Consider the following 12,811-nt stretch of genomic DNA (forward strand, 5'->3'; position numbering starts at 1 on the left):
GGCGAAACGTGAACCGGACAGGACAAATTGGCCTTATCTCAGCTGCTTTGGCGGCGGTGATTGGCTTTGCCTTGCCCGCACCGCTTGCGGCCCAACCCCAATTGTTCGAGGTGCCCGCTGGTTGCACGGCCTTTTTGACCGTGCAGGCGCGGGGCTGCACCGTCAGCCATCACTGGCAATGCGCCGCCGATCCGCAAGGCACGCATTGGCGGATCTCGCTCGATAGCGACGGCCCTTTCCACCTCAGCTACACCGATGCCGAGTTTCGTTGGCTGCAAAGCTGGAACCTGCGGTCGGGCGGCGGCAGCATCTTGATCGAACCCGAGCAAGACCCAGCCAGCCTGACCGAGCTTTTGGAGAACGGCAGTGACAGCATGGTGTTCTCGCTGCTGATCGAGGGTGCATCGGGAACCGTGCAGCGCGACTATACCGGCTTTGACAGCCTGACGGGTGACGCGGTCATCATCGATGGCGAGCGGCTTTTGGTGACGGACTTCGCCTATCAATACAACCTCGGCGCAGGGCAACGCCGGGTGCAGGGAAACCAATTCGTGCATCCCGACTGGCGGATGTTCTTTGGCGGGATCGAGACGGTCATCGATGGTGATGAGCGCTTTGAGTATGACAGCAGCCCGATGGAATTCGCCCAGACGGGCGAGGCGGGCTTTCTCAGCATGACCCCGATCTATGATTGCGGCGAGATGATGAGCGGTGGGCCAGTTGGGCCGATACAGAACGGCTGAACAGATTTTTCCGGGCGCGTGACACGAATGCACCGCCCGGCCCGAACGAAAGGGACGAGACGATGACCAAATATGATGCCGAATGGGTCGCCGCCGAAGAGGCAAAGCGCGCATGGCTGGCCGAGAATGGCCTGTATTCCGAGGATGAAGAGCATTCATCCTGCGGTGTGGGTCTGGTCGTGTCGATTGACGGCAAGCCCTCGCGCCAGGTGGTTGAAAATGGCATCAACGCCTTGCGGGCCGTTTGGCACCGTGGCGCGGTCGATGCTGATGGCCGCACTGGCGATGGCGCGGGTATCCATGTGCAGATCCCGGTGCAGTTCTTTTATGATCAGGTCCGCCGCACCGGCCATGAGCCGCGCATGGATCAGCTGATGGCCGTGGGTCAGGTCTTCTTGCCGCGCACCAATTTCGGCGCACAGGAAACCTGCCGCACGATCGTGGAATCCGAAGTGCTGCGGATGGGCTATTATATCTATGGCTGGCGTCATGTGCCCGTCGATGTCAGCGTTCTGGGCGACAAGGCCAACGCCACCCGCCCCGAGATTGAGCAAATCATCATCTCGAATTCCAAGGGCGTCGATGTCGAAACCTTCGAGCGCGAGCTTTACGTCATCCGCCGCCGGATCGAGAAAGCGGCGCAGGCCGCAGGCATCCGCGAGATGTATCTCTGTTCGCTCTCGTGCCGCTCGATCATCTACAAGGGCATGATGCTGGCCCAAGATGTGGCCAATTTCTATCCCGACCTGATGGATGCGCGGTTCGAGAGCGCTTTCGCGATCTATCACCAGCGCTATTCGACCAACACCTTTCCACAGTGGTGGCTGGCGCAACCTTTCCGCATGCTGGCCCATAACGGCGAGATCAACACGCTCAAGGGCAACACCAACTGGATGAAAAGCCACGAGATCCGCATGGCCTCGACCTATTTCGGGGATATGGCCGAGGATATCAAACCGATCATCCCGCAAGGCGCATCCGACAGTGGCGCGCTTGATGCTGTGTTCGAGGTTCTGGTCCGCGCGGGCCGTTCCGCGCCCATGGCCAAAACCATGCTGATCCCCGAGGCATGGTCGAACACCGCGACCGAGCTGCCGCAGGCGTGGCAGGATATGTATTCCTATTGCAACTCGGTGATGGAACCATGGGATGGCCCCGCCGCCCTTGCCATGACCGATGGGCGCTGGGTCTGCGCCGGGCTTGATCGCAACGGCCTTCGGCCCATGCGCTATGTCGTGACGGGTGAGGGGCTGTTGATCGCAGGCTCCGAGGCGGGGATGGTCCCGATCAACGAGGCAAGCGTGGTCGAGAAAGGCGCGCTTGGACCGGGCCAGATGATCGCCGTCGATATGTCCGAAGGGCGCTTGTTCCACGACACCGAGATGAAAGATCGCCTTGCCGCCGCGCGCCCCTTTGGCGAATGGGTCGGCAAGATCGTCGATCTGGCCGCCGAGACAGATGGCGCGCCGGAAAAGACCCTGTTTGAGGGGACCGAGTTGCGCCGTCGTCAGGTGGCCGCCGGCTATTCCATCGAAGAGCTCGAGCAAATCCTTGCCCCCATGGCCGAGGATGGCAAAGAGGCGCTGGCCTCCATGGGTGACGACACGCCCGCCGCTGTGCTGTCGAGCATGTATCGCCCGCTGTCGCATTATTTCCGCCAGAACTTTAGCCAGGTGACGAACCCGCCCATCGATAGCTTGCGCGAATACCGCGTGATGAGCCTTAAGACGCGGTTCGGCAACCTCAAGAACGTGCTCGATGAGGATAGCAGTCAGACCGAGATTTTTGTTCTGGATAGCCCCTTTGTCGGCAATGCCCAGTTCGATGCGATGGTCGGCCATTTCAATGCCGAGCATTTCATCATCGACTGCACCTTCCCCGCTGATGGCAAGCAAGACGCGCTGCGCGAAGCGCTTGAGCGTATCCGCCACGCCGCCGAAGATGCCGTGCGTTCGGGTGCGGGGCATTTGATCTTGACCGATCAGGGCCAAGACGAAGGTCGCGTGGCCATGCCCATGATCCTTGCCACAAGTGCGGTGCATAGCTGGCTGACGCGGCAGGGCTTGCGCACCTTCTGTTCGCTCAACGTGCGCGCCGCTGAATGTATCGACCCGCATTACTTCGCGGTTCTGGTCGGCTGTGGTGCGACCACGGTCAACGCCTATCTGGCGCAAGACAGTATCGCGGACCGCATCAATCGCGGCCTGATCGAGGGGACGCTGACCCAAGCCATGGCGCGCTATCGCGCCGCCATCGACCAAGGTCTGCTCAAGATCATGGCCAAAATGGGCATCTCGGTCATCTCAAGCTATCGCGGCGGCCTGAATTTCGAGGCCGTGGGTCTGTCCCGTGCGATGGTCGCGGAATATTTCCCCGGCATGGTCAGCCGTATCTCGGGCATCGGCGTCAGCGGCCTTCAGAAAAAGGCCGAGGAAGTGCATGCCAAGGGCTTTTTGCGCGGCGAAGGCGTGCTGCCCATCGGCGGTTTCTACAAGGCGCGCCGCTCGGGCGAAAAGCATGCGTGGGAAGCAACCACCATGCATATGATGCAGGAAGCGTGCAACCGCTCCTCTTACAGCTTGTGGAAGCAGTATTCGCAAAAGATGCAGTCCAACCCGCCGATCCATCTACGCGATCTGATGGATATCAAACCGCTTGGCGCGCCTGTGCCGATTGACGAGGTTGAAAGCATCACCTCGATCCGCAAGCGCTTTGTCACGCCGGGCATGTCGTTGGGCGCGCTCTCGCCCGAGGCGCACAAGACCTTGAACGTCGCGATGAACCGCATCGGTGCGAAATCCGATAGCGGTGAGGGTGGCGAAGACCCGGCGCATTTCGTGCCGGAACCCAATGGCGACAACCCATCCGCTAAGATCAAGCAGGTGGCATCGGGCCGTTTCGGCGTCACGGCGGAATACCTGAACCATTGCGAAGAGCTGGAGATCAAGGTCGCCCAAGGTGCCAAGCCCGGCGAGGGTGGCCAGCTACCCGGCATGAAGGTCACCGACCTGATCGCGCGGCTGCGCCATTCGACCAAGGGCGTGACGCTGATCAGCCCGCCGCCGCATCACGATATCTATTCGATCGAGGATTTGGCGCAGCTGATCTATGACCTGAAGCAGATCAACCCGCGCGCCAAGGTGACGGTGAAGCTCGTCGCCTCCTCCGGTGTTGGCACGATTGCTGCCGGTGTGGCCAAGGCCAAGGCTGATGTGATCCTGATCTCGGGCCATAACGGCGGCACGGGGGCAAGCCCCGCGACCTCGATCAAATATGCGGGTCTGCCGTGGGAAATGGGCCTGACCGAGGCGCATCAGGTTCTCGCCATGAACAACCTACGCGACCGGATCACGCTGCGCACCGATGGTGGGCTGCGCACCGGGCGTGACATCGTCATGGCCGCGATGATGGGGGCCGAGGAATATGGCATCGGCACCGCCGCGCTGATCGCCATGGGCTGCATCATGGTGCGCCAGTGCCAGTCGAATACCTGCCCCGTCGGTGTCTGCACGCAAGATGAAAGCCTGCGCGCCAAGTTCACCGGCAATGCCGACAAGGTGGTGAACCTGATCACCTTCTATGCGCAGGAAGTGCGGGAAATCCTCGCCTCCATCGGGGCGCGGTCGATGGATGATGTGATTGGGCGTGCTGATCTGTTGACACAGGTCAGCCGTGGGGCCGCGCATCTGGATGATCTGGACCTGAACCCGATGCTGATCACCGTCGATGGTGCGGACCGGATCGTCTATGACCGCTCTAAGCCGCGCAATGTGGTGCCCGACACGCTGGATGCCCAGATCGTCAAGGATGCGCATCGCTTCCTCGAAGATGGGGAAAAGATGCAGCTTTCTTATGCGGTGCAAAACACGCTGCGCACCATCGGGACGCGGACATCCAGCCATATTGTGCAGGCCTTCGGCATGCGCAACAGCCTCCAGCCCGATCATCTGACCGTCAAGCTGCAAGGCTCGGCCGGGCAATCGCTTGGGGCTTTTGCCGCGCCGGGCCTCAAGCTCGAGGTGTCGGGCGACGCCAATGACTATGTCGGCAAGGGTCTGTCGGGTGGCATCATCGTGGTCAAGCCGCTGCAAGATAGCCCGCTTGTCGCCCATGAGAACGTCATCATCGGCAACACCGTGCTTTACGGTGCAACGGCTGGCCATCTGTTCGCGGCGGGCCGTGCGGGTGAACGTTTCGCGGTGCGTAACTCGGGCGCGTCGGTCGTGGTCGAAGGCTGCGGCTCGAATGGCTGCGAATACATGACCGGCGGGGTTGCCGTGATTTTGGGCCGGATCGGTGCCAATTTCGGTGCCGGGATGACCGGGGGGATGGCCTATCTTTACGATCCCGAGGGTGCGGCGCTGGTGAATATGAACCTTGAAACGCTTGTCACCTGTCCCGTGACGGTTGCGCATTGGGAAAACCAACTCAAAGGGCTGATCGCGTCGCATCTGCGCGAAACCGGATCACGCCGCGCCGCGGCTATCTTGCAGGATTGGGATACCGAGCGGGGCAATTTCATCCAAATCTGCCCGAAAGAGATGCTGGGCAAGCTCGCCCATCCGATCAGCATCGAAGCGGCGGCGGTCCCGGCTGAGTGATCCTAGAAGGCCGCGCAGAGGCGTAATGCCTCTTGCGCGGCCTTTACATCAGGTTCGGCAAGTTGACCGATAGTCCGAACAATCCTGTTGGCATCCAGTGTCGCGATCTTGCTACACCGAATTATGGACGCAACAGGCAGCCCAGCTTTGGCAAGGTCGCCGATTGCGACATCACCGATTTCAGAACTGCCGACCGAGGTGATCATCGCCAACCAGACTCGCCCAAGCATTTCTGGCAAGTCTGCATTGGACACGATTAACGCCGGTCTGCGTTTTTCGCTCAACCTGTCGCTATACGGGAAGGGAACGACGACGACGGCATAGGGGCGTAGGATCATAGATCGCGATACGCTTTGTCATCAGCCTCGGTCGCCCATTCAGTGAAGCTTGCAAATGGATCATCGGAATCGACGGCCAGCAACTCAATCTCTGACGCGCTGATCAGATTGGGTTGACCCGTGATGTCGCCTTTCATCCGCAGCGAGACACCACCCCTACGCAGCCGGGCCACCAACGCGGCCGTATCCTTTAGGTAGAACTGATTGATCGCCTTGTTGTGCTGTGCGTCCACAGCGCGGTCTGCGAGGATAAAATACCCATCCGCGTTCTTCATGGGGGTGTATGTCTCGACGCGCCCATCATCGAGGGTGCGGCATCGGCGAATAATGTAATCCATGGCGCTACTCCGGGCGGACCATTGCGAAATGATAGACGCAGGCTTGCCAACTTTGCAAGTTTTGCAACCGTTGCAAGATCACAGAGCGACGAATTCCGCCCGTGCATAGCCTTGCGCGTAAAGCAGCGCGGTGAGATCGCCGTGGTTGATTGCATGGGGTGCCTCGGCCTGCACCACGGGTTTGGCGTGGACCGCGACACCCAGATGGGCGCGCGTCAGCATGCCCAGATCATTGGCCCCATCGCCGATGGCCAGCACATCGGCATCGGTGATCCCCAGCTTGGCCGAGAGATCGTCAAGCGCTGTCACCTTGGCCGCGCGGCCCAAGATGGGCTCGGCCACGGTGCCCGCAAGCTGACCGTTTTCGATATGCAGCGTATTGGCGCGGTGTTCGTCAAAGCCAAGCTTGGCCGCGACCGCTTGGGTAAAGGCGGTGAACCCACCCGAAACAAGCGCGGCATAGGCACCATGCGCCCTCATCGTGGCCACCAGCGTTGCGCCGCCCGGCATCATGGTGATGCGGCTGGCCAAGACATCCGCGATGACGCTTTCGGCCAGCCCTTTCAGCAGCGCCACGCGTTCACGCAGCGCGCCTTCGAAATCCAGCTCGCCATTCATCGCGCGCGCCGTGATCTCGGACACCTGCGGGCCAATACCCGCCGCTACAGCCAGTTCGTCGATGCATTCTTGCTGGATCATGGTCGAATCCATATCCGCCAGCAGGAGCTTCTTGCGCCGCCCGGCGCTGGGCTGGGCGATCATATCCACGCCTTCGGCATTCAGGCTGTCGCGGATTTCGGCCAGTGCCTTGGGCAGTTTGGCCACTGCGAATTCTGCGGCGGAGTTGGGGTCGAGCCAGATCGCATCGCCGCCCCCCATCGCATCGCGCAGCGCGCGCACCAGCGCGGGGTCAAGGATCATGGCGGGATTGGTGATCAGCGTGACGGTGAACATGGCGAACCCCCGTGTTTTGCGCGCCATAGACCATGATCCGCCGCACAGGGCCAGAGGCTTTGGCGCTTGGCTTGGCCCGTTGTGCTGCTATCTGGATCGTAGCAAAGGTGACGGGTGATGCGATGAATTGGCGGTTGGGGATTGTCGCGGCACTTGCGGTGCTGGCGGTGGTGATCGGGCTGGCCCGGCTGGAAGAACCGCGCGCCGATCTGGTGATCCGCGACGCGCATGTGGGCCAAACCCCCGTCACGGTGATGCATCAGCCCGAGGCCGAAGGGCCGGTGGTGGTGATTGCCCATGGTTTTGCCGGATCGCGGCAGTTGATGGCTGGCTGGCAGCTCAGCCTTGCACGCGCGGGCTTCATCACGGTCAGCTTCGATTTCGAGGGACATGGGCGCAATCCGGTGCCGATGTCAGGTGATGTGACCAGCATCGACGGCACCACGCGGTTGTTGATGGAAGAAACGGGCCGCGTCACCGATTTCGCCGTTGGCTTGCCGGGTGCTGTGCCGCGCGTGGCGCTGCTTGGTCACTCCATGGCCTCTGACATCGTGGTGCGGCAAGGGCTTGCCGATCCACGGGTGGCGGCGGTGGTGGGGCTTTCGGTCTTTAGTGCCGCGATCACGCCCGATGCGCCCAAGAACCTGTTGATCCTGAATGGGGAGTGGGAGGGTGCGCTGAGGGCCGAAGCGGTTCGCGTCATGGCCGAGATCGGCGCGGGAGAGGGTGAAACCGTCGGCACCCCCGGCGCAGGCTTTGCGCGCCGTGCCGCCCCCGTGCCGATGGTCGAGCATGTCGGTATTCTTTATGCGCCCGCCGGCATTGGCGAAGCGGTCGATTGGCTAGGCGCAAGCCTTGGCGTTACCCCACAATCGGGGCCAGTGAACCTTGGCCCTTGGATCATCCTGACGCTGTTCGGCGTCGTGCTATTGGTGCGCCCGCTTGCGCGGCTATTGCCCGCTGGCCCCGCGCCTTGGCATCCGGACAGGCGGCTTTTCTTGGCCTTGGCCATTCTACCCGCGCTGGTGACGCCGCTGATCTTGTCGCTGTTCGAGACGCGGTTCTTGCCCGTGCTGGTGGCTGATTACCTTGCACTGCATCTGGCGCTTTACGGCGCGCTGGTGTTGGCGGGGGCTGCATGGGTGGGCGGTTTGCCAAGGCTGCGCGGCTGGGTCTGGGGCGTGATGCTCGCGCTTTACGGCATTGCGGTCTTTGGCGGGATCATGGACCGCTATGTCGGCAGCTTCGTGCCGCATCCCGGCCGCATCGCGGTGATCGCGGCGATCTTGCCCGGCGCTGTGCTTGCCATGTTGGCCGATGCGCTTTTGTCCGAGGCAACGCGCGCGGCCCTTTGGCGGCGGGTGGTGGCGCGGGGGATGTTCTTGATCTCACTCGGGGTGGCGGTGGCGCTGGATTTCGAGCGGTTGTTTTTCCTGATCATCATCTTGCCGGTGATTTTGCTGTTTTACCTCAGCTTTGGCACGATGGGCCGCTTTGTGGGACAGCGCACGGGATCGGTGGTGGCGGTCGGATTGGGATTGGGGTTGATCCTTGGCTGGGCGCTGGGCGTGACATTTCCGATGTTCGACCCCGGTTTATGAGTAAGCGCGCCTCGCACGCGGCGCGGAGTCCTTGTTTGGGGGGCTCTGCCCCCGGCCTTCGGCCTCCCCCGGAGTATTTGTGAAGCAAAGATGGGCTATTCGTAGCCTGTCATTTCCAGATAGCCGCGCCCTTGATGGGTGCCGGTGATGGTCACCGGCCCCTCCCAATAGGCGACGGAGACATCCATCCAGCTTTGCGGGTTGAGCGCGGTGGCGGTGATATCAAGCGCGCGATCGGGGAGTGCGATGCGCCATGTCGTGGGGATCGCGCGCCCCGCCACTTGGGTGGTTGCATGCGGGGTCATGCGCAGCGCGCCATCGGGGTAGGATTGGGTCGTGCCATCCGCGTCGATCCATGTGGCGGCGGTAAAGGGCGCGCGTGCGCTGTCGCGAAGCGTGAAGCCCATGAGCCGCGCGCCATCATCGAATTGCAGCGAGACCCAATCCCAGCCGTCTTGGGTTTCCGACAAGGGTTGCGAAGACCATTCTCGATCCAGCCATGCCGTGCCTGTGACGGGGATCGTACCACCCGGCAGGGTGATGCTGCCCGCAACATCGTAGAAGGGTTGGGAGTAGTAGTAGCTGGCCTGACCTTGCGCGGATTTCACCGAATAGCCCGCTTGGCCGTGAAAGATCAGCGGGCCGCTGGCGGTCAGCGACAGATCATAGGCAAAGCCATCGCCTATGGCCCCGATGCTGAGTGCATCCAGCGCATCGGCGGTGGCGGGCGCGGTGGAGGTCATGGACCAATCATCGATCCATGCGGCGAAGGGCGTGGTCGTCACCCCCGCCTGACCAATGCCGCCGCGCGCCAGACGCTCGGCACTCAGATGCGTGTCTGGTGTGGTCAGTCCGGCATGGGCCATCCAAAGCTGGCTGGCCTCCCATCCCGTGGCGTCATTGGGGGTGAGGGCAGAGCGAAACAGCGTCCATTGCGCGCCATAGGCGGTGCCATCTGGGCCGGTCAGATTGGCGGTCAGATACCACCATTCGATGCGATAGGCGGGGTGCGCCCCGTGATCGGTGGGAAAGTCGAAGATCGCGGGGGATTGCGGGATGGCAAAGCCCTCGGCATCACTTCCCAGACCGGCGAAGCCTTGGGCGGTGGCATGGCCCGCGATCAGACACAAAAGGGCGGCGCAGAGACTAAGCTTCATGGGCAAAGACCTTGAGCAAGCGGCTGGGCGAGATACGGGCAAGCCGCAAAGCGGGGAGGGCTGCGGCCACGCATGCCGCGAGCAGCGCCAGCGCCAAAAGCCGCCCCGCATCGGCGGGGAAAACCTGCATCGGCAAGCGCCAGCCAAAGGCCTGGACATTGATCACGGCCAAAAGCATCCAGGCCAGCGCCAGCCCGACGGGCAACGCCAGAACAAAGGTGAGCGCCGCCAAGATCAGGCTGCGGATCAGCTCGAACCGCGCCAGCCGCGCGCGCGTGATGCCCAGCGCCCAGACCGGGGCAAGCTGGGGCAGGCGCATATCGGCCAAGGTCAAAAGCCCGGTCAAAAGCGCAAAGCCCGCCACCCCAAGGGTCAAGAGGTTCAGCGCACCCGTGATTAGGAATGTCTGCTCGAAAATCTCGAGTGAAAAGCGCTTGATCTGGGTTTGGTTGATCACCGCATCGGCGGGCAGGCCGAAGTCATCGCGCAGCGCGCTGGCCAAGGCGGCGGTCGCGGTGGGGGCGACGCGCAGGGCAAAGCGCGTGGGCGCGATGTCGGGAAAGGTCGCGGCGAACAGGTCATCGGTGATGATCGCCTGTGCCTCGGGGTTGCCGTAGTCGGAATAGATGCCAAGGATTTCTAAGGTGACACCCGGCGTGATCGTCAGGCTGTCGCCGGGGGAAAGCCCCGCGAAACGGGCGAGCTGTTCGTTGATCAAGACGCCATCGCCGGTGGCCAGGCTGTCCCACGCATCGGGCAATGCTGCGAGCAGCGGCCAGTGGTCGCGGAACGTGGGGTGATCGGCTTGGCCATAGACGGCACCGGGCCGCCCGGCCAGCGTGGTATCGGCCCAGACCACGGGCAAGACGGCTTCGGTTCTTGGGGTGAGATAGGCCACCAGCCGCGCGGCCTCTGCCTCGGTTTGGGCGGTGACGTAAAGCTCGGCCACAAGGCGTTGGTCGAGCCAGCCGACGAAAGTGGCGCGGAAACTCCCCACCATGGTCGAGACGCCGATATTGGCCGAGAGCGCCAGCAAAAGCGCCATCAGGGCAAGCGACAGGCCCGGAAGCTGTTGTCGGGTATCGGCCAAAAGCCATTCGCCCAAGGGGCCGCGCGCGCCGCGTTGGGCCAGCCGTAGCAGGGTGGAAAGCGTGATGGGCAGCAACAGTGCCGCGCCCAAGAACAAGCAAGCCACCGCGCCAAAGCCCAAGATCAGGCTGTCGCCCCAAAGGGCGAGGGTGCCAGATAGGCTCAAAAGGGCAAGCGCCACGCCTGCCTGTCGGCGCATCTGGCGGGTGCTGGCCTGATGCCATGCCTGTGGCAGGGCGGGTGCCAGGATTGGCATGCGCGCGGTGCGGCCCATCGCCTGTGCCCCCGCCAAAGCGGCGCCGGCCAATGTCATGGCGAGGGCTGCCAGCGCCCAGATCGGGTCGAAGGACAGCGTGCCGGGCAGATCGGCACCGTAGAGACCGCGCAATGTACCCGCGACACCGGGCATGAGGGCGGCGGCGATGGCATAGCCCAAGATGATGCCAACAAGCCCAGCAAAAAGACTCAACACCGCCAGTTCGAGACCGAATGCCGTCAACAAACTGCGCAGCGGAAGGCCAAGCGCGCGCAGCGTGCGGATGGTTGCGCGCCGTTGCTCAAAGGCCAGCCCGATGGCGGCATGCACGATGAACAACCCCACGGCAAAGGCCAAAAGGCCAAAGGCGGTAAGGTTAAGGTGAAAGCTTTCGGTCAGCTGTGCAGGATCCGCGCGTTGTTCTGGTGCAACACGCTGAAGGTTGGTTGCCGTCGAAAGCGGCGGCAGATGGGCGGGCTGATCCAGCCAGATCAGCAGATAGGAAGGATCGGATTGACCAAGCAGGCGCGCGGCGGTCCCGATATCGGTGAGCGCCGCACCGGGTGGGAAACTCTCGGTCGTGCGGATTGGTGGCAGATCGGGGGGCAAAGGGCCGGCTGCGGTCGCACCCGTCATCAGCAAGAGGCCCGGCGCGGTGAAGAACGCGGCGAGGTTGAAATCTTCGCCTTGCAGCGTTGGGGTATTCGCCTCGGGCGGCGCGGTGAGCGGGTCGATGCCCAAAAGCCTGAGCCGCGCGTCGCCCGCGCGCAATTCACCCGAGATGACGGGCGAGACCAGATAGCCCGCGCGGCGCAGCGCGATGTAGTCGGCAAGCGGCACGGGCCGACCGTCGGCGCGCACCAGCCGGTCAAGCCGGTCTTGGCCCAAGGTGGCGGCAGCATCGGCATAGGCGGCGCGCGCTTCGGTATTGATCGCTTGCACGCCGGACCAAAGCGCCGTGGCCAAGGCAAGCCCCAGAACCAGCATCGCAAGCTGGCCGGGATGGCGACGCCAATGCGAAAACAGGGTCGAAAGGGCGGTGTAGACCATGATCTAGCCGGACCCAAGCGGGGCCAATTGCCCGCGCGACAGGTGCAAACGGCGGTCGAGCCGCGCGGCAAGCCGGGTGGAATGGGTGACCATCATCAGCGCGGCACCCGTGCTTGTGACCAGCTCAAGCAACAGGTCAAGCACCGCGTCGCCTGTCGCCTCGTCAAGGTTGCCGGTGGGTTCATCGGCCAAGATCAGCGCGGGCGCATGGGCCAGCGCGCGGGCAATTGCCACGCGCTGTTGTTGGCCACCAGAAAGCTCCTCCGGATAGCGGGACATGAGATCTGACAGGCCAAGCCGCTGGGCCAGCATCGCATCGCGGGCGGGGTCATGGCGGTGGGCAAGGCGGGCCTGAAAGGCGATATTCTGCGCCACGCTGAGCGAGGGGATCAGGTTGAACTGTTGGAACACCAGCCCGATCTTGTCGCGGCGCAATGCGGCGCGCGCGGCGTCATCGCCCCCGGTGATTTCGACCCCGTCGAGCATGATAGAGCCATCATCCGGCGCATCGAGCGCGCCCACCAGATGCATCAGCGTGCTTTTGCCCGAGCCGCTTTCGCCGGTCAGCGCCAGTGATTGCCCATGCGCAAGCGTCAGCGATACACCCCGTAGCACGGCAACTGGCCCATAGGCTTTGGTGAGCCCGTCGATCTGTAACAACATGTTCATGCCTGCTTAACTAGC

The 12,811-nt window shown here is 62.8% G+C and carries 9 protein-coding genes; 3 read left to right on the plus strand and 6 right to left on the minus strand.

The annotated features are described in order from the left end of the window. Positions 1–8: 8 nt before the first annotated feature. Together KG698_RS06735 and gltB are read left to right on the plus strand one after the other, a co-directional pair. Positions 9–743, plus strand: a complete 735-nt coding sequence (locus KG698_RS06735) for a hypothetical protein (RefSeq protein ID WP_213684800.1) — start codon at positions 9–11, stop codon at positions 741–743. 62 nt (positions 744–805) lie between these two features. Beyond that, entirely contained in the window at positions 806–5,344 is a 4,539-nt protein-coding gene (gltB, locus tag KG698_RS06740) for a glutamate synthase large subunit (RefSeq protein WP_213684801.1), read from the plus strand. A gap of 2 nt (positions 5,345–5,346) precedes the next feature. Here the strand turns inward: gltB and KG698_RS06745 are convergent, their stop codons facing one another. From KG698_RS06745 to serB, 3 genes are all read right to left on the minus strand, one after another. Further along, positions 5,347–5,682, minus strand: coding sequence for a type II toxin-antitoxin system PemK/MazF family toxin (locus KG698_RS06745; RefSeq protein ID WP_213684802.1), 336 nt, complete (start codon positions 5,680–5,682; stop codon positions 5,347–5,349). Then, positions 5,679–6,020, minus strand: a complete 342-nt coding sequence (locus KG698_RS06750) for a hypothetical protein (RefSeq protein WP_213684803.1) — start codon at positions 6,018–6,020, stop codon at positions 5,679–5,681. The genes KG698_RS06745 and KG698_RS06750 overlap by 4 nt, the downstream gene beginning before the upstream one ends. A 78-nt stretch (positions 6,021–6,098) precedes the next feature. After that, positions 6,099–6,974: a phosphoserine phosphatase SerB gene (gene serB / locus KG698_RS06755; protein WP_213684999.1), complete on the minus strand. Its 876-nt coding sequence runs from the start codon at positions 6,972–6,974 to the stop codon at positions 6,099–6,101. Between the two features lie 32 nt (positions 6,975–7,006). On the opposite strand from serB, the gene KG698_RS06760 reads away from it, so the two are divergent. Further along, a complete protein-coding gene (locus KG698_RS06760; RefSeq protein ID WP_300983108.1) occupies positions 7,007–8,575 on the plus strand; it encodes an alpha/beta fold hydrolase in 1,569 nt (522 codons plus the stop codon). Between the two features lie 95 nt (positions 8,576–8,670). Here the strand turns inward: KG698_RS06760 and KG698_RS06765 are convergent, their stop codons facing one another. From KG698_RS06765 to KG698_RS06775, 3 genes are read right to left on the minus strand one after another with little or no spacing between them, the layout of a single operon-like run. Then, positions 8,671–9,732, minus strand: a complete 1,062-nt coding sequence (locus KG698_RS06765; RefSeq protein ID WP_213684804.1) for a lipocalin-like domain-containing protein — start codon at positions 9,730–9,732, stop codon at positions 8,671–8,673. Further along, complete coding sequence (locus tag KG698_RS06770; protein WP_213684805.1) at positions 9,722–12,127, minus strand: ABC transporter permease; 2,406 nt, start codon at positions 12,125–12,127, stop codon at positions 9,722–9,724. The genes KG698_RS06765 and KG698_RS06770 overlap by 11 nt, the downstream gene beginning before the upstream one ends. A gap of 3 nt (positions 12,128–12,130) precedes the next feature. Next, complete coding sequence (locus KG698_RS06775; protein ID WP_213685001.1) at positions 12,131–12,790, minus strand: ABC transporter ATP-binding protein; 660 nt, start codon at positions 12,788–12,790, stop codon at positions 12,131–12,133. Between the last annotated feature and the right edge of the window lie 21 nt (positions 12,791–12,811).

It is taken from the genome of Roseicyclus sp. (genome assembly GCF_018402035.1).
In the GTDB taxonomy this organism is placed as follows: Bacteria; Pseudomonadota; Alphaproteobacteria; order Rhodobacterales; family Rhodobacteraceae; genus Roseicyclus.

What these genes read in the sequence shown, in the direction of transcription:
- gltB (WP_213684801.1), top strand. Translation starts at nt 806, where the DNA reads ATGACCAAATATGATGCCGAATGGGTCGCCGCCGAAGAGGCAAAGCGC.
- KG698_RS06745 (WP_213684802.1), bottom strand. Translation starts at nt 5,682, where the DNA reads ATGATCCTACGCCCCTATGCCGTCGTCGTCGTTCCCTTCCCGTATAGC.
- KG698_RS06750 (WP_213684803.1), bottom strand. Translation starts at nt 6,020, where the DNA reads ATGGATTACATTATTCGCCGATGCCGCACCCTCGATGATGGGCGCGTC.
- serB (WP_213684999.1), bottom strand. Translation starts at nt 6,974, where the DNA reads ATGTTCACCGTCACGCTGATCACCAATCCCGCCATGATCCTTGACCCC.
- KG698_RS06760 (WP_300983108.1), top strand. Translation starts at nt 7,007, where the DNA reads ATGATCCGCCGCACAGGGCCAGAGGCTTTGGCGCTTGGCTTGGCCCGT.
- KG698_RS06765 (WP_213684804.1), bottom strand. Translation starts at nt 9,732, where the DNA reads ATGAAGCTTAGTCTCTGCGCCGCCCTTTTGTGTCTGATCGCGGGCCAT.
- KG698_RS06770 (WP_213684805.1), bottom strand. Translation starts at nt 12,127, where the DNA reads ATGGTCTACACCGCCCTTTCGACCCTGTTTTCGCATTGGCGTCGCCAT.
- KG698_RS06775 (WP_213685001.1), bottom strand. Translation starts at nt 12,790, where the DNA reads ATGTTGTTACAGATCGACGGGCTCACCAAAGCCTATGGGCCAGTTGCC.